Source organism: Streptomyces sindenensis (assembly GCF_014649035.1).
GTDB lineage: Bacteria > Actinomycetota > Actinomycetes > Streptomycetales > Streptomycetaceae > Streptomyces > Streptomyces sindenensis.
Map to the genome: position 1 here is coordinate 1 of NZ_BMSG01000037.1, position 16,261 is coordinate 16,261.

12 protein-coding genes are annotated in these 16,261 nt (G+C 73.4%); 6 read left to right on the forward strand and 6 right to left on the reverse strand.

Annotated features, from left to right (window positions below):
* Positions 1 to 273: 273 nt before the first annotated feature.
* The gene (locus tag IE145_RS28700) at positions 274 to 663 is read left to right on the forward strand and encodes a DUF6281 family protein (RefSeq protein WP_229825920.1); all 390 of its coding nucleotides are present in this window, start codon (positions 274 to 276) and stop codon (positions 661 to 663) included.
* A gap of 221 nt (positions 664 to 884) precedes the next feature.
* Here IE145_RS28700 and IE145_RS28705 read toward each other — a convergent pair whose 3' ends face one another.
* A complete protein-coding gene (locus IE145_RS28705) occupies positions 885 to 1,793 on the reverse strand; it encodes a class I SAM-dependent methyltransferase (protein ID WP_189528349.1) in 909 nt (302 codons plus the stop codon).
* A gap of 221 nt (positions 1,794 to 2,014) precedes the next feature.
* Here IE145_RS28705 and IE145_RS28710 point away from each other — a divergent pair, with 221 nt between their 5' ends.
* Both IE145_RS28710 and IE145_RS28715 read left to right on the forward strand, forming a co-directional pair.
* On the forward strand, positions 2,015 to 3,442 hold the full coding sequence (locus tag IE145_RS28710) for an FG-GAP and VCBS repeat-containing protein (protein WP_189528350.1): 1,428 nt from the start codon (positions 2,015 to 2,017) through the stop codon (positions 3,440 to 3,442).
* Positions 3,443 to 3,670: 228 nt separating this feature from the next.
* Positions 3,671 to 4,294: a DUF1707 SHOCT-like domain-containing protein gene (locus tag IE145_RS28715; protein WP_189528351.1), complete on the forward strand. Its 624-nt coding sequence runs from the start codon at positions 3,671 to 3,673 to the stop codon at positions 4,292 to 4,294.
* A gap of 69 nt (positions 4,295 to 4,363) precedes the next feature.
* Here IE145_RS28715 and IE145_RS28720 read toward each other — a convergent pair whose 3' ends face one another.
* From IE145_RS28720 to IE145_RS28735, 4 genes are all read right to left on the reverse strand, one after another.
* Positions 4,364 to 5,230: a DUF3592 domain-containing protein gene (locus IE145_RS28720; RefSeq protein WP_189528352.1), complete on the reverse strand. Its 867-nt coding sequence runs from the start codon at positions 5,228 to 5,230 to the stop codon at positions 4,364 to 4,366.
* Positions 5,231 to 5,305: 75 nt separating this feature from the next.
* Positions 5,306 to 6,415, reverse strand: a complete 1,110-nt coding sequence (locus IE145_RS28725) for a hypothetical protein (RefSeq protein WP_189528353.1) — start codon at positions 6,413 to 6,415, stop codon at positions 5,306 to 5,308.
* Between the two features lie 247 nt (positions 6,416 to 6,662).
* Complete coding sequence (locus IE145_RS28730; protein WP_189528354.1) at positions 6,663 to 6,932, reverse strand: DUF1905 domain-containing protein; 270 nt, start codon at positions 6,930 to 6,932, stop codon at positions 6,663 to 6,665.
* 111 nt (positions 6,933 to 7,043) lie between these two features.
* Entirely contained in the window at positions 7,044 to 8,732 is a 1,689-nt protein-coding gene (locus tag IE145_RS28735) for a PucR family transcriptional regulator (protein WP_189528355.1), read from the reverse strand.
* A 177-nt stretch (positions 8,733 to 8,909) separates the two neighbouring features.
* Here IE145_RS28735 and speB point away from each other — a divergent pair, with 177 nt between their 5' ends.
* Together speB and IE145_RS28745 are read left to right on the forward strand one after the other, a co-directional pair.
* Positions 8,910 to 9,899 carry an agmatinase gene (gene speB / locus IE145_RS28740; RefSeq protein WP_069742582.1) on the forward strand — a complete coding sequence of 330 codons (990 nt, stop codon included), beginning with the start codon at positions 8,910 to 8,912 and terminating at the stop codon, positions 9,897 to 9,899.
* A complete protein-coding gene (locus IE145_RS28745) occupies positions 9,896 to 11,578 on the forward strand; it encodes a thiamine pyrophosphate-binding protein (RefSeq protein WP_189528356.1) in 1,683 nt (560 codons plus the stop codon). Before speB ends, IE145_RS28745 begins: the two co-directional genes overlap by 4 nt.
* A gap of 26 nt (positions 11,579 to 11,604) precedes the next feature.
* Here the strand turns inward: IE145_RS28745 and IE145_RS28750 are convergent, their stop codons facing one another.
* Entirely contained in the window at positions 11,605 to 12,240 is a 636-nt protein-coding gene (locus tag IE145_RS28750) for a helix-turn-helix domain-containing protein (protein ID WP_229825923.1), read from the reverse strand.
* 211 nt (positions 12,241 to 12,451) lie between these two features.
* Here IE145_RS28750 and IE145_RS28760 point away from each other — a divergent pair, with 211 nt between their 5' ends.
* Positions 12,452 to 16,192 (forward strand): ABC transporter ATP-binding protein, encoded by a 3,741-nt coding sequence (locus IE145_RS28760; protein ID WP_189528357.1) that lies wholly within the window; start codon positions 12,452 to 12,454, stop codon positions 16,190 to 16,192.
* The last annotated feature ends 69 nt before the right edge of the window (positions 16,193 to 16,261 follow it).

The following is a 16,261-nucleotide window of genomic DNA, read 5'->3' on the forward strand; positions in this document are numbered from 1 at the left end:
CACACCGCACTCGGCGGCCACCCACCGATCAGCCGTGTGAACAACCCTGCGGGTCAATACAGCTAGGTCCTGTCGTCAAACTGCCGTCGTCGCCCGGAGGGCGGCAGACGGCAGTTTGACGACAGGACCTAGCGGCGCTGCCGTGAGCGCGGTGGATCAGGACACCACAACCGCACCACGGACACGAACGCGTTCCCTTGCACGACGAAGGCGAGGACCCTTGGCGGGGGCGGCGTCCTCGCCCTGCGCGGCATCTACCGAAGGAGTACGTCCATGAGCCGGTCCGGACGATCTGCGTGCGCACTGCTGACGGCGGCCCTGATAGGAACAGTGACCGGGTGCGCTGCTGACAGCGGCGGCGAGGGGGAGGCAAGCTGCGCATTCGAGGTCAGCTACGAGGGGCGGACCTACAAGGACGTCGCGAACGTGGACTTCACGGTCACCGACAAGCTGGGCACCGCCACCCTGCCTCCCTGCGACGACACCGGCAGCCGGGAGGAGGCTGAGACGGAGGAGACCGAGGAACCCGCCTACGCGGTGAAGGGCCTGTCCCCGGAGACAGCCATCGCCGTGGGCAGTTCACCGGACGAAGCGGTGCTCGTCGTCTCCTACTCCGGCACGAGACTCCCGCCGGAGGTACAGGAACTGATCGACAAGCCGTGACACGACGCGGGGCCCGTTCCGCCCCCCAGGCCGGGCCGACTCCTCCTGCCGCTCCCGTTCCCCGTTCAGCAGGCGCGTCACCGCCGCCTCCTGGCCCAGGGCTCGTTGCAGCGCGAGGGCACTCCTGGAGTCAAGGGATCCGGCGGCGCTCGCGGGCCGGAGCCGCGGCCCGAGGCCCGGCGATGCTGCCTGCTTCCTCATGCCTTCGGGGCTTCCTGCCTTCACGCCCTCATGTCCCCCTGGGCGCGGCGGGCCATCCAAATCCGGCGCGTGGAGCGTACGACGAGGTCGTCGCGGTGGCGTACGTCCTCGGGCCCGCCGTCGACGAGCCGGTCGAGCGCGGCCAGGTCGTCGGTGTCGACGCGCCCGTCGAGCGAGCCGCGGACCCGCTCGAAGACCAGGAAGGCGTACCGCCCGGCCCCCTCGGGCAGCGGCGCGCGCAGCTCCCACGGCTCGGCGCGCTCCTGCTCGACGGAGAAGCCGGCGGCCGTCAGCAGGGGGCCCCAGTCGGCGCCCCGGTGCGGCATCCGCTCGGCGTGCAGGCCGTCGAGCGCCGCCCGGCAGCGGGCCTCCAGCTCGCCCGACTCCCCGTCCCCGGGCAGGAAGTACGGCATCCCGTCCACCTCCGCGACCGCCAGCAGCCCTCCGGGGCGCAGCGCGGCGCGGATGCCGGCCAGGGCGGTCGCGGGGTCGTCCAGGTGGTGCAGGGATGCCGACGCCCAGACCAGGTCGGCATCGACCACTCCCGGCAGCCCCGCACCGGCGTCGGTCTCCAGCGTGCGCACCCGGTCGTCCAGCCCCCGCTCGCGGGCCGCCGAGACGAGCCGCTCCAGCATCTCGGGGGAGCTGTCGACGGCGGTCACGCGGGCGGTCGGGAACTGCTCCAGCAGGGCGAACGTGCCGGTTCCGGTACCCGAGCCGAGGTCGACGATGTGCCGGACGTCGTCACCGGCCAGACAGGCGATGCGTCCGGTGAGCGCGGTCAGCTGGGGCGCGAACAGGGCGGCGTCGAGATCGAGGATCTCGGGAAGGCCGTTGGGGGTAGCCCCGGAGTCGTGGGTGTGGGCGTGGGCATGGGGGTGGGCGGGGGCGTGGGGCACCTCGTGGTGGTGCTGGTGTGCGTGAGCCATGCGATCGAGCGTACGGTCTCCTGCGTCTGACGCATGTGGGCTTGCCTATAACGCAAGAAGATGGCGCCGAAGTCGGCCGCGTGGGCAATGGCGCGGGAAGCTCGCAGGTGATGGTCCGGGGCCGGGGCGTACAACCATTCGCCGCACGGAAGGTCTTTCTGGGCAGATGGCGGGCGGCGGGCCCGCTCGCCGTACGCACGCGTACATCCGGGGGATGACCCATGCAGACTTCTCGACTCCGTACCGTTTCGGCGATCTTCGTGACGCTCGCCGCCACGGCGACCGCCGCCCCGGCCCTCTCCGGTACGGCGGTGGCGGCAGCGTCGGCCTCCGCCGTGCGGCAGCCGGTCGACTTCAACGGGGACGGGTACGAGGACATGGTCGCCTCGGTGCCCGACGGGACCGTGTCCGGCATCAAGAAGGCCGGTTACCTGGCGGTCTACCCGGGCGACGCCAAGGGCATCAACCCGGCCCGGCACCAGGTGATCAACCAGAACACGGCCGGGATCCCCGGTTCGGCCACCGCGAACGCCCGCTTCGGTGGGTCGGCGCCCGCCGACATCGATGCCGACGGCTACACCGACCTGCTGGTCTCGGCCGGCAACGGCCGGCCGATCATCCTGTTCGGCGGCAAGAGCGGTCTCGGCACCCGGGCCGTCGAGTTCCAGGGCCGGGGCCAGGGCGAAGCGGTGGGCGACTTCGACGGCGACGGCCGGGCGGACGTGGCCGGGATCGACAACGCCGACTGGGCCGGGAAAGTCGTTCTGAGCGAGAAGATCGGCGCGGACGGCTCGGTCGGGAGCACCCGGACGGCGCTGACCGCCGACGGCGTCGAGACCTATGAGGGCGTACAGGCCGCGGACATCAACAACGACGGCAAGGACGACCTGCTGCTCAGCACCGGCTGTAGCGACGAGCCGGACTGCGGCGGGACGTCGCTGTACCTGTCGACCGGCACGGGCTTCACCCACGTCCCCGTCCTCACCGCGCCGGGAACGTATCTCCACCACGCCTCGGTGACGGTGGGTTCGGTCAACGGTGACGCGTACCCGGACCTGGTCTTCACCCGGCAGCCCACCGGCCTGGACAGCGACGTGGACTTCCCGAGCAAGGGCGGCGCGGTGGCGGTCGCCCTCGGCGGACCCAAGGGGCAGAACACCTCCGTGAAGCCGAAGTGGATCACCCAGGCCACCGCCGGAGTGCCGGGCGCCGACGAGCCGGGGGACGCCATGGGTGCGAGCGCCGCGGTGGGGGACCTGGACGGCGACGGTTACGGCGAGGTCGTCGTGGGCCTGCCGGGCGAGGACGTGGGCACGGCGAAGAACGCCGGTGGGGTGCTGATCTTCAAGGGGCGCGCCACGGGCATCACGGGCGCCGACACGAAGGTGATCGGCCAGTCCACGGCGAACGTCCCCGGCGTCGACGAGCAGGGCGACGCCTTCGGCGGCGAGGTCCATGTCGTGGCCGGAGCCAAGGGCGTACCGGCCACGCTGGCGGTGGCCGCCCCCGGCGAGAACACCGACCAGGGCGGCGTCTGGCTCTTCAAGGGCAGCGGCACGGGCCCGGTCACCCAGGGCAGCGTCTCCTTCGGCGAGGCGAGCCTGGGCGTGACACCGTCGGCGGTCCGCTTCGGCAACCGGCTGGGCTGACGGTCCCGCTGCCCGGGGAGCGGGACCGTCACCCGGGGGCCGCCGGTCACCCGGGGGCCGCCGGTCGCCGGGGGAGCCGCCGGTCACCGGGGAGCCGCCGGTCACCGGGGAGCCGCCGGTCACCGGCGGATGCGGGCGCGCTGCCCTGCGGCGCGCCCGCACGGGGGACGGCGCTGACGACGCGCGGACCCTGGCGGCCCGGCCCGCCGACTGCCTATTCTGGGGATCATGACTGCCCAGCCCCCGGAGCCTTCTCCGCGCCCCGTCCCATCAGGAGAACTCCGCGCTTCCCATGACGACCGGGAGGCAGTGGTGGAGCAACTGCGCGATGCCGCGGCCGAGGGGCGCATCGACCTCGACGAGCTGGATTCCCGCCTGGAACAGGCGCTGACCTCGAAGACGTACGCCGAACTGGCCGTCCTGACAGCCGACCTGCCGAAGTCGCCCTCATCGGCAGCGGAGAGCCTGCCGCCCCTGGTGCTCAAGGGCGGCATGTACGGCGCGTCCCGGGGCCCCGGCCGCTGGGACGTGCCCGGCCACGTGATCGCTCACGCGGGCATGGGAGGCGTGAGTCTCGACTTCACCCGGGTCGAGTGCCGCCTCGCGGAGGTCGTGGTGGAGGCGTACGGGGAGACTTCCGGCGTCACGGTCGTCATCCCCGACGGCTGGGCCGCGGACACCACCGGCATGGACCCCGGCTTCGGCGGCCTGAAGGACAAGACCACGTCCGACCGCCTCCCGGGCACTCCCCTGATCCGGCTCACCGGCTCCGGCGGCATGGCGGGCGTGGTCGTCCGCCACCCCAACAAGCGGGAACGCCGCAAGCTGGCCGGCGACGCGACGCGGGGCTGAGCCGGCTGCTCGACAACGGAGCCCGGCGTCGTGCCGGTCGCGGGGCCGGCTTGGCAGGGGCGGTGGGCGTCAGCCCGCGATCAGGACCCCTCCCGCCACGGCCGCGGCGACCCCCACGAGAAGGGACCCGACAGCGAACGCGATCTCGCCGACGCGGGAGCGGTGTTCGGCGGCGAGGTCCGTGGTGAAGACGGCCGGGTCGTCGGGGCGGTAGTGAATCGTGAGCTCCCGGCCGCGTGAGCGGGCGGGATCGCTCAGCCCCGTAGTGCGGTAGGCAGTGACGGCGGTGCCGTCGTGGGTGGTGAAGGCGACGACCGGGGTGTGTCTGGTGGCGGTTCCGCTGTCCTCGTCGACGGTGACGTCCTTCAGTACGGCGATGACGCGGCCCGGGACCGGGTCGCCGGAGGCGAGGCCCTCGATGCGCAGACGTGTGTCGCGTACGGCCCGGGGCAGATAGGTCGCGCTCAGCAGCGTCCAGGGGACGCCGAAGCCGATGAGGGCCCACGGCCAGCCCCAGTCGATCGAGGCGACGACGACCAGCCCGACGTAGATGAGGAAGACCGCGAAGTTGGGCCGGCCGAGTCCGCTCCGCCCGGCGTCCGGGTCGGTGGTGAACTGGTAGGCGTGGGGGCGGCCGGGAGGGTAGCGGATGCCGACCTCACGGCCCGTCCAGGCCGTGCTGATCCGGTCGCCGCACTCGCCGTCGTTGGTGACGGTGAACTCCTGCCCCGTGGCGGGATCGCGGAAGGTGACGACCACGGCGATCCCCTCGCGTCCCGAGCTCCCGTGCCGGGGCTCCGTGACCCGTTCGATCCGGCCCATGACGCGGACCGCCCGCTGGCCGCGGGTCACCCCGGCCAGCGACCGTCCGTAACCGACGACCGCGACGGCGCCGAGGACGACGCACCACAGCGCCAGGTATGCGTGCCATCCCATCCGTGCTCCTCCTGGTCCGACAGCGGGGCCCGCCCGGCTCACCCGCTCCGTTCGAGCGCCCGTCCCGTCCGTCTGTCAGCGCGCCGGAACGCGCCGCACGATCTCGCCGTGGCCGTTCGCCTCCAGCGAGGCGGCACCGTCGGCGCCTGCCACCCCGACTCGGAGGGTGAGGGCGCCGGAAAGGCTCTCGGCGGTGAGTTGCCAGGTCTGCGGGGAGCGGACGCCGAGAGTGGTCCTGGCCTCCCGGACGAGGGCGGGGATGCGCGGGTACGGCAGAGCGTCCAGGTCGAAGCCGGGTGCCTGCGAGCCCGCGGGAGTGAAGACGACGGTGAGGAGGCGGTCCTGCGCGACGACGGTGAGAGCCTGGCGGTTTCTGCCGTCGCCCTGGGTGAGCGAATCGACCGCCAGACGCAGTCGGCCCCCGTCGAACAGGGACTGTCCGGGGCCGAGGGCGACGGTGCCGGACGCGGCCGAGACGATCGTGGTGGACGAGGTGCCGGGGTCGGCGGGCCCAGCGGCCGAGGGGGGCCGGTCGGCGGGGCCTTCCGGGCCGAAGAGGTCGGCCCGGAAGGCGAAGACCACGGCGGCCGCTCCGAGCAGCAGGGCGAGGAGAGTGAGGTAGCCGCCGACGGAGCCGTCCGGAGGCGGCTTGGCGGTCAGGGCCGGGCCGGGCGCCGAATTGATGCGGGCCGAAGCCGCGCGGTCCTCCCATTCCGGTGTCGGGCGCTTCACCAGCTTCACCGCCCACGGCTGGTGCGGCGGGTACTGGACGACGACGATGCCGCCTGGTTCGTAGTCGGCCAGGTCGACGAGATTGACGGACTGGGTGGACTCGACGCGGTACGCCGGTCTGCCGTCCGGGGCGACGGTGAGGTCGAAGCGGACGGGCACGTCGCTGGTCTCCCCGCCGGTGGCGTGCAGGCCCTCGATCCTGGCGAGGGTGGTGCAGGGGACGATGGCCCTCCGGCGTGCGCGCTCGGGCGCCCCGGCGGCGAGGACCAGCAGTCCATGGGCGATGGGGAGGACCAAGCCGCCGACCAGCAGCGAAACGTGTCCGAGGACAGTGCCGACGACGAGCGCGGCGAGCGAGCTCCCGATCACCGCGCCCGTGAGGACCACGCGGGCGAGGTCGAGGGGGGTGCTGCGCGTCGGCGGTGCGCTCGGAGGGGCCGGCGTGATCGTCATACCGAGATTGTGGCGGCCCGGGCCGCGGCCCGGTAGGCGTCGGGGGGCCTTTCTCCTTCCCCTCAACGGCGTTTTCCGGGAGGGATGTTGGCCCAGTTCGCCGCCGACACCCCGTACTGCTCCGTACTGCTCCGTACTGCTCCGGAAAATGCGGTTGCCACGGCATGAACGCCCACGTCCTCACCGATCCGTCCGGGCGGCTGCTGTGGTGGCCGGGGAAAGGGGGGCTCCCGGCCCTCCCACTGGGTCAGCCGGAGATGCGCTCCTCCAGGCGGACGGTCACGGTGTCCCCCTCCTCCTTGCCGATCGCCTTGCGTACGCCCGCCTTCACGGGCAGTTTGTGCGTGCCGTCCCCCAGGGCCATGAACGAGCTCCGGAACGGGTGGCCGTCGACGGTGCCCCGGACCTTCACCAGGCCGCGGGTGCCGAAGAACTCGGCCGACTCGGGCCACACCACATAGGTCCAGCCGCCCTTGCTCGGGCTCTTCCGCAGAGTCGCGGTGAATTGCTTGTCCATCGTCGGTACCGCCTGTCCGTGAGCCCGCGGCGCGGCTCGTCGCGGTGTTCACCAGTAGGACGGGGGCGGGCGCCGAAACTCATCGGTGAGCCGTGGGCCCGGCCCTCCCGCTCACCCCTGCCGCAGCGCGAACCACAGCTCCGCCCGTACGTCCATGTCGTCCAGGTCCGCGTCCAGCAACTCCCCGCACCGGCCGATGCGTTGGCGCACGGTGTTGCGGTGGACGCCGAGCGCCACCGCCGTACGGTCCCAGCTGCCGTGCAGGGAGAGCCAGCAGCGCAGGGTGTCGGCCAGCGGTGCGGTGAGCGGGGTGAGGAGGGCGCGGGCGTGGGCGGCCGCCTCCTCGGGCGGAACCAGGGCGGCGAGGCCGCTCACGGGGGCGTTCACCGTCAGCGGGGCGCGGGTCGCCCGTGCGTGGGCCAGGGCGCGGGCGGCCAGGGCGTCGGCGGCGTCGAGCGCGGTGACGGGGGTGGGGGCGGACGCGCCGAGCGTCCAGCCGGGCTGCGGGGTGATCGACACGGGCTTCGGGGACCGAGCCGGTTCCGAGCCGCGCCGTGCCGGGTTCGACCCGGACCGAGCCGGTCCCGAGCCGCGCCGTGCCGGGTCCGACCCGGACCGAGCCGGGTCCGACCCCGGCCGTGCCTCCACGGCCTCGGCCTCCACCGCCTCACCCTTCGCCGTCTTGCCCTCCCCGGTCTTCGCCGTCTCGTCCTCCCCGGCCTCGCCTTCCGCCTCCGCGCCCGGCAGCAGCAGCCGCACCGCCTCGCCGCCCCCGCGGCTCGCGTCGACCAGGGCCGTGCCCAGGGACGCGCCGAGGGCTCCGGCCGTCAGGGCGTCCGCCGGGGTGCCGTCCGTGCGGCGGGCGTGGATCACCGTCCAGGGCCCGGCCCCGCCGAGGAGCGGGGCCGCCTCGGCGGGGCCGGCGCCCAGCAGCATGCGGACCAGGGCCGCCGAACGGCCCGCCGCGTCCGCGCCCTGGTGCGGGGCGGCCAGCAGCGACAGCAGGACCACCGCGATGCCCGCCACCGTGTGGTCGCCGGACTCCCGCTGCCGGGTCGCCAGCGCCAGGACCAGGCCCTCGCCGCCGCCCAGCGCGTACGCCGACACGTGCGTGTCGCCGTGCGTGTCCGTGGCCGACGCGGGGGAGCCGGGGCGTTCCCGGGCCACCACCCGGGCCAGGCGGGTCAGGGCTCCGGCCGGCTCCGGAGCCAGGCGGCGGCCCGCCGCGTGGATCTCCTCGCCCCGCGCCGTCAGCAGCACCGCCCGGCCGCCCAGCTGCGCCGCGAGCTGGTGCAGGACCGCCGGTACGGGGTCGGGGCGGGCCGCCGCTGTCGCCAGGGCCTGCTGGGCGCGGGTCACCCGGCGCAGCTCGCGGTGGCGCGCCTCGGCCATCAGCCGCCACACCGTCCGCGCGATCGCCGTGAACGGGGTCTCGGGCGGTACCTCCAGCAGCGGCAGGCCCTGCCGGTCGCACGCCTCGATCAGCGCCCCGGGCACGGTCTCGTGCACCGGCCGCACCCCGAACCCCAGCGCCGCCGCCCCCGCCTCCACCAGGCGGCCGACGTAGTGGTCCGCGTCCGTCAGCAGTACCCCGGCGCTCAGCAGCAGCTCGCCGCCGAGGAGGTACGGGTACGGGTCCGCCATCTCCGAGGTGTGCACCCAGAGCAGCTCGGTCTCGGCCGGGCCCGCGATCCGGCGCAGGCCCAGGTCCTTGGCCGCCAGCAGCTTCGACAGGGGGACGGGTGGGGTCGGCGGGCCGGGGGCGGCCGTCGGGGCGGAGGTCATGGATGGTTCGTCCATTCAAGGTGGTAAAGGTGGAGGAAACCTACACTTCAGTCCCGCTCCCCGGCCACCTACCGTCGTCCTCGCGCCCGCGTCCGGCGAGCAGTGCACGGCACCCCGCACACTGGAGGCCGTACGGAAGCGGAACCGGCACGAACCGTCCGTACGGACCGAACCACGGAAAGGCACACCCCCATGAGCAGCACCGACTCGCCGCGCGGCCCCATCGACTCCTCCCGCGTCCCCCGGTACGCCGGGCCCGCGACGTTCGCCCGGCTGCCGCGGCTCGACGAGGTCGGGCGTACCGACGTCGCCGTGGTGGGCGTGCCCTTCGACACCGGGGTCTCCTACCGGCCCGGCGCCCGCTTCGGCGGCAACGCCATCCGTGAGGCCTCCCGGCTGCTGCGCCCCTACAACCCGGCCCAGGACGCCTCCCCGTTCGCCCTCGCCCAGGTCGCCGACGCCGGTGACATCGCGGCGAACCCGTTCAACATCAACGAGGCCGTCGAGACCATCGAGGGCGCGGCCGACGACCTGCTGGGCACCGGCGCACGCCTGATGACCCTCGGCGGCGACCACACCATCGCCCTGCCCCTCCTGCGTTCCGTCGCCAAGAAGCACGGGCCCGTCGCCCTGCTCCACTTCGACGCGCACCTGGACACCTGGGACACCTACTTCGGCGCCGAGTACACCCACGGCACGCCGTTCCGCCGGGCCGTCGAGGAGGGCATCCTCGACACCTCCGCCCTCTCCCACGTCGGCACCCGCGGCCCGCTCTACGGCAAGCAGGACCTGACCGACGACGAGAAGATGGGCTTCGGCATCGTCACCTCCGCCGACGTCATGCGGCGCGGCGTCGACGAGATCGCCGACCAGCTCCGTCAGCGGATCGGGGACCGGCCGCTGTACATCTCCATCGACATCGACGTCCTCGACCCCGCGCACGCCCCCGGCACCGGCACCCCCGAGGCCGGCGGCCTCACCTCCCGCGAGCTGCTGGAGATCCTGCGCGGGCTCTCCTCCTGCCACCTGGTCTCCGCCGACCTGGTCGAGGTCGCCCCCGCGTACGACCACGCCGAGATCACGTCCGTGGCCGCCTCCCACGCCGCGTACGAGCTGACGACGATCATGTCCCGCCAGATCGCGGCGTCCAGGAGCCCCCGGAGCGCCGAGGGCGCCAAGTGAGCCACGACCACGACGACCGGCCGCGGCTCACCGCCGCGCAGGCCGCCGCCGTACTGAACCCGCCGGCCGGCCGCAACGGCGGTGACCTCGTCGTCGAGTCCCTCCAGGGGCTCGGCGCGACCACCGTCTTCGGCCTGCCCGGTCAGCACGCGCTCGGCATGTTCGACGCGCTGCGCCGCTCCTCGCTCCGGTACGTCGGGCTCCGCGTCGAGAACAACGCGGGGTTCGCCGCCGACGCGTACGGCCGGATCACGGGGGAGGTTGCCCCGCTGCTGCTCTCCACCGGGCCCGGCGCGCTCACCTCGCTCGCCGCGCTCCAGGAGGCGGCCGCCGCCTCCGCCCCCGTGCTCGCCCTCTCCAGCCAGATCCCGACGGCGGGGCTCGGCGGCGGGCGGCACGGCTACCTCCACGAGCTGCGCGACCAGCAGGCATCCGTCCGCGACATCGTGAAGTCCGTGCACACCGTGCGGGCCGCGTCGCAGATCCCGTCCGCGATCGCCGCCGCCTGGGAGTCCGCGCTGACCGCCCCGCACGGGCCGGTCTGGGTGGAGATCCCGCAGGACGTCCTGCTGGCCGAGACGGCTCTCCCCGTCGTCAGCGCCATGGACGCCACCCCGCGCGAGCTCTATCCGCGGCCCGAGCTGACGATCGCCGCCGCGCATCTGCTGTCCAACGCCGAGCGGCCCGTGATCATCGCGGGCGGCGGAGTCGTACGCTCCGACGCCTCCGGCAAGCTGCGCGCGCTGGCCGAGAAGATCGACGCGCCGGTCGTCACCACCTTCGGCGGCAAGGGCGCGTTCCCCTGGGAGCATCCGCTGTCGCTGCGCTCCTGGCTGGAGGACCGGCACACCACCGACTTCCTGGAGGACGCGGACGTCCTGCTCGTCGTCGGCTCCGGCCTCGGCGAACTCTCCTCGAACTACCACACCTTCCGCCCGCGCGGCCGGGTGATCCAGATCGAGGCGGACGCCGGGAAGCTGGAGTCCAACCACCCCGCCCTCGGCATCCACTCCGACGCCCGCGAGGCCCTGGCCGACCTCCTGGAGGCCGTCGAGCGTCGCGAGGACGCGGGTGCCGCCGAGCGCGTACGCACGGTCCTGGAGAAGGTACGGGTCCGGATCGAGGCCCAGGAACTCACCCTGGAGCAGCAGGTCCTCGCCGCCGTCCGCGAGGCGCTGCCCGACGCCGCGCCCAGCTTCTGGGACATGACGATCCTGGCGTACTGGGCCTGGTCCGCGTTCGACGCCCGGCACCCCAACACCATGCACTCCGCCCAGGGCGCGGGCGGCCTCGGCTACGCCTTCCCGGCCGCCATCGGGGCGGCCGTCGCCGACCCGACCAGGCCCGTGCTCGCGGTCTCCGGCGACGGCGGCGCGATGTACTCCATCGCGGAGCTGGCCACCGCGCGCCAGTACGATCTGCCGCTGACCTGGCTGATCGTCGACGACGGCGGCTACGGCATCCTGCGCGAGTACATGACGGACGCCTTCGGCGAGACCGCCGGCACCGAGCTGGCCCGCCCGGACTTCGTCGCCCTCGCCGAGTCCTTCGGCGTGCCCGCCGTCCGGACCGGCCCGGAGTCGCTCGCCGCCGACCTGGGCAAGGCGCTGGCGGCCCCGGGGCCTTCGGTCGTCGTGCTTCCGGCGCTGCTGCGGATGTTCGAGCCGACGCATCTGTAGGCCGGCAGGCCCGGGGCCCGGCCCCCTCAGCCGGTGGCCGCCGTCCTCTCCGTGCCCGTGTCCGCCTCCTCTGTTTCGGCGGCGGGCGCGGACACACGTTCCGTGGCGGGCGGCTCCCCGTCGGTCCCCTCCGGAGCGGGTCCGTCCAGGTCGGTGAACGTCACCCGGATGCTGCTCCCGAACAGCTCCATCCGGAACGTCGCCTCCATGGCACGGGCCAGCCGAGCCAGCAGGGGCACGGTGGGGACTGTGCCACCGAGCTCCAGCTTCGAGACCTGCGGCTGCGTCATACCGGCGCGCCGGGCCAGCTCGGTCTGCGAGATGCCGAGGGAGGTCCGCCGGTCGTACACGGCCTGCCCGAGGTCGAACGCGAGAGAGATCTCCTCGCGGCGCCGCTCCACCTCGGGGTCCTCGGCGATCCCCTGGGCGACTCTCTCGTCGCGGGCGAGCTTCCAGCGTGCGTGGCTGACCATTACCGCTTCTCCTTCTCCTTCCGGCGCGAGCCCATAGGGAACCCGGGTCGCGCCCCCTCGTCGGCCAAGGCTGAACCGCAGCTCGCGGACGCCGTCGCCGAGGTGCCGGGAGTAGGGCTCCCCGAGCGTCGTGGGGCGCTCCCGCAGCAGCTCGGCGACGTGCTCGACCACCAGAAAGTCGTTGTACATATATCGAAACGTATAGATGCTCCAGTGTATGTCGCCTGCCTTGGTTGCGCAGCCACTCGAAGGGGTGGTCTCCTCTCGGCGGTTGTCGTGCTCCGGAAGCGCCCCCATTCCTTGCGGAGGGATGAAATCCGCTCCCCGCCGTGTTGGTGCCTCCGGAAGATCGATACGGGACGGCCTTCCGGAAGACCGATACGAGACGGGGAGGCAACGCGTGGCGGGCGCAGAGCAACAGGGGTGGGGCCGGCGGCTGACCGGGTACGCGTGGCGGTACCGGCGGAACGTCGTGCTCGCCCTCGGCTCGTCGCTCGCCGGCATGGCCGTCATGGCCCTCGTGCCGCTCATCACCAAGGTGATCATCGACGACGTGGTCACCGACCACACCCGCTCCCTCGCCGTCTGGACCGGGCTGCTCATCGGCGCGGCCGTCCTCGTCTACATCGCCACCTACATCCGCCGCTACTACGGCGGCCGGCTCGCCCTGGACGTCCAGCACGACCTGCGTACGGACATGTACGCGACGATCACCCGGCTCGACGGGAAGCGTCAGGACGAGCTGTCCACCGGGCAGGTCGTCGGCCGGGCCACCAGTGACCTCCAGCTGATCCAGGGGCTGCTGTTCATGCTCCCGATGACCATCGGGAACGTGCTGCTCTTCCTCATCTCCCTGGCGATCATGGCGTGGCTCTCCCTCCCGCTCACCCTCGTCGCCCTCGCCGTCGCCCCCGCCCTCTGGTTCATCGCCCGCCGCTCCCGTACCCGCCTCTTCCCCGCCACCTGGTACGCCCAGAGCCAGGCCGCCGCCGTCGCCGGAGTCGTCGACGGGGCCGTCTCCGGGGTCCGGGTCGTCAAGGGGTTCGGGCAGGAGGACCAGGAGACCGGGAAGCTCCGCGAGGTCGGCCGACGCCTCTTCGCCGGGCGGCTGCGCACCATCCGGCTGAACTCCCGCTACACCCCCGCCCTCCAGGCCGTGCCCGCCCTCGGCCAGGTCGCCATGCTCGCCCTCGGCGGCTGGCTGGCCACCCGGGGCGAGATCACCCTCGGCACGTTCGTGGCCTTCTCCACCTACCTCGCCCAGCTCGTCGGCCCGGTCCGGATGCTCGCCATGGTCCTCACCGTCGGCCAGCAGGCCCGCGCCGGTGTCGAACGCGTCCTGGAGCTCATCGACACCCAGCCCTCCATGACGGACGGGACCAAGGAGCTGCCCGCCGACGCCCCGGCAGGGATCGAGTTCGACGACGTACGGTTCGGCTACGACGACGACCGCCCGGTCCTCGACGGGTTCTCGCTCACCGTCGAACCCGGCGAGACCGTCGCCGTCGTCGGCGCCTCCGGCAGCGGCAAGTCCACCGTCTCGCTCCTGCTGCCCCGCTTCTACGACGTCTCCCACGGGGCCGTCCTCATCGGCGGCCACGACGTCCGCGAGCTGACCCAGGCATCCCTGCGCGCCGCCATCGGGCTCGTCCCCGAGGACAGCTTCCTCTTCTCCGACACCGTCCGCGCCAACATCGCCTACGGCCTCCCCGACGCCACCCAGGAACAGATCGAGACGGCCGCCCGCGCCGCCCAGGCCCACGGGTTCATCTCCGAACTGCCGGACGGCTACGACACCACCGTCGGCGAGCACGGGCTCACCCTCTCCGGCGGCCAGCGCCAGCGCGTCGCCCTCGCCCGCGCCATCCTCACCGACCCCCGGCTCCTCCTCCTCGACGACGCGACCTCCGCCGTCGACGCCCGCGTCGAGCACGAGATCCACGAGGCGCTGAAACAGGTGATGGCGGGGCGGACCACCCTCCTCATCGCGCACCGCCGCTCCACCCTCCAGCTCGCCGACCGCATCGCCGTCCTCGACGGCGGGAAGCTCGCCGCGATCGGCACCCACGAGGAGCTGGAGCGCACCTCCGCCCGCTACCGCCGCCTCCTCACCGACCCCGACGAGCTGGGCGCCACCTCGCCCGGCCACCGGCCGCCGCGCACCGGGGCCGGCCCCGAGGACGACCGCGCGCTCCAGGAGGAGCTGGACGCCGAGTTCGACGCGGAGCGCGGCATCACCCCCGAGCTGTGGATCCGCAGGGAGGAGGAGCGGGACACCACCGTCGCCGGCATGCCCGCCACCCCCGAACTCCTCGCCCAGGTCGAGGCGCTGCCGCCCGCCACGGACACCCCCGAGGTCGACGAGGCCCGCGCCGTCCGCCCGGAGGAGTCGTACGGGCTGCGCCGGCTGCTGCGCGGCTTCGGCACCGCCCTCCTCGTCAGCCTGGGGCTCGTCGCCGTCGACGCCGGGATGGGCCTGCTGCTGCCGGTCCTCATCCGGCACGGCATCGACGAGGGCGTGAGCCGGCTCTCCATCGGCGCGGTGTGGGCCGCCTCCGCGATCGCGCTGGCCGTCGTGCTCGTGCAGTGGGCCGCCCAGATCGGCGAGACCCGGATGACCGGCCGGACCGGCGAACGGATCCTCTACTCGCTCCGCCTGAAGATCTTCGCCCAGCTCCAGCGCCTGGGACTCGACTACTACGAGCGCGAGCTGACCGGCCGGATCATGACCCGGATGACCACGGACGTGGACGCGCTCTCCACGTTCCTCCAGACCGGGCTCGTCACCGCGTTCGTCTCCGTGGTCACCTTCTTCGGGATCATGGTCGCGCTGCTGGTCCTGGACATCCAGCTCGCCCTGGTCGTCTTCGCCACCCTGCCCGTGCTGATCATCGGCACCTTCTTCTTCCGGCGCAGCAGCGTCAAGGCGTACGAACTGGCGCGGACCCGCATCAGCGCCGTCAACGCCGACCTCCAGGAGTCCGTCGCCGGTCTCCGGATCGTCCAGGCCTTCGGCCGCGAGCACGACGGGGCCGCCCGCTACGCCGAGCGCAGCGACGCGTACCGCGAGGCCCGGGTGCGCGGCCAGTGGCTGATCTCCGTCTACTTCCCGTTCGTCCAGCTGCTGGCCTCCGTCGCCGCCGCCGCGGTGATGATCGTCGGCGCGGGCCGGATCGACAACGGCACGCTGACCGTCGGCGCCCTGGTCGCCTACCTCCTCTACATCGACCTGTTCTTCGCCCCCGTCCAGCAGCTCTCCCAGGTCTTCGACGGCTACCAGCAGGCCACCGTCTCCCTCGGCCGCATCCAGGAGCTGCTGCGCGAGCCCACCTCGACCGCCGACCCGGACGAGCCGCTCGACGTGCCCTCGCTGCGCGGCGAGATCGCGTTCGAGGACGTCTCCTTCGCGTACGGGGACGAGGAGGAGGCCCTCACCGGGATCGACCTGCACATCCCGGCCGGGCAGACCGTCGCCTTCGTCGGGGAGACGGGGGCCGGGAAGTCGACGCTGGTCAAGCTGGTCGCCCGGTTCTACGACCCCACGGGCGGCCGGGTCACCGCCGACGGCACCGACCTGCGCAAGCTCGACATGACCGCCTACCGGCACCGTCTCGGCGTCGTCCCGCAGGAGGCGTACCTCTTCGCCGGGACGGTCCGCGACGCCATCGCCTACGGGCTGCCCGACGCCACCGACGCCGCGGTGGAGGCCGCGGCCCGCGCGGTCGGCGCGCACGAGATGATCGCCACGCTGGAGGGCGGCTACCTCCACGAGGTCGCCGAGCGCGGCCGCAACCTCTCCGCCGGACAGCGCCAGCTGATCGCCCTGGCCCGCGCCGAGCTGGTCGACCCGGACGTCCTGCTCCTGGACGAGGCCACCGCCGCCCTCGACCTCGCCACCGAGGCCCTCGTCAACCAGGCGACCGACCGGCTCTCCGGCCGCCGGACCACGCTGGTGGTCGCCCACCGGCTGACGACGGCCGCCCGCGCCGACCGGGTCGTGGTGATGGACCACGGACGCGTCGCCGAGGACGGTACGCACGACGAGCTGCTCGCCCTGGACGGGCGGTACGCCCGGCTGTGGCGCACCTTCATGGGCGAGGGCATAGAGGGCCTGGGGGAGGACGAGCCCGCGGCCGTCTGAGGGCCCGGCGGCCCCGGGCGGAGGTGGCGCGCAACCTCTCGGGCGTCTGCTGCGTCGTAGCCAGGGACG

Bases quoted from the DNA above. Each gene is read 5' to 3' on its own strand.
- IE145_RS28705 (WP_189528349.1), bottom strand. From the start codon at position 1,793: ATGGCTCACGCACACCAGCACCACCACGAGGTGCCCCACGCCCCCGCC.
- IE145_RS28710 (WP_189528350.1), top strand. From the start codon at position 2,015: ATGCAGACTTCTCGACTCCGTACCGTTTCGGCGATCTTCGTGACGCTC.
- IE145_RS28720 (WP_189528352.1), bottom strand. From the start codon at position 5,230: ATGGGATGGCACGCATACCTGGCGCTGTGGTGCGTCGTCCTCGGCGCC.
- speB (WP_069742582.1), top strand. From the start codon at position 8,910: ATGAGCAGCACCGACTCGCCGCGCGGCCCCATCGACTCCTCCCGCGTC.
- IE145_RS28730 (WP_189528354.1), bottom strand. From the start codon at position 6,932: ATGGACAAGCAATTCACCGCGACTCTGCGGAAGAGCCCGAGCAAGGGC.
- IE145_RS28750 (WP_229825923.1), bottom strand. From the start codon at position 12,240: ATGTACAACGACTTTCTGGTGGTCGAGCACGTCGCCGAGCTGCTGCGG.
- IE145_RS28715 (WP_189528351.1), top strand. From the start codon at position 3,671: ATGACTGCCCAGCCCCCGGAGCCTTCTCCGCGCCCCGTCCCATCAGGA.
- IE145_RS28735 (WP_189528355.1), bottom strand. From the start codon at position 8,732: ATGGACGAACCATCCATGACCTCCGCCCCGACGGCCGCCCCCGGCCCG.
- IE145_RS28725 (WP_189528353.1), bottom strand. From the start codon at position 6,415: ATGACGATCACGCCGGCCCCTCCGAGCGCACCGCCGACGCGCAGCACC.
- IE145_RS28700 (WP_229825920.1), top strand. From the start codon at position 274: ATGAGCCGGTCCGGACGATCTGCGTGCGCACTGCTGACGGCGGCCCTG.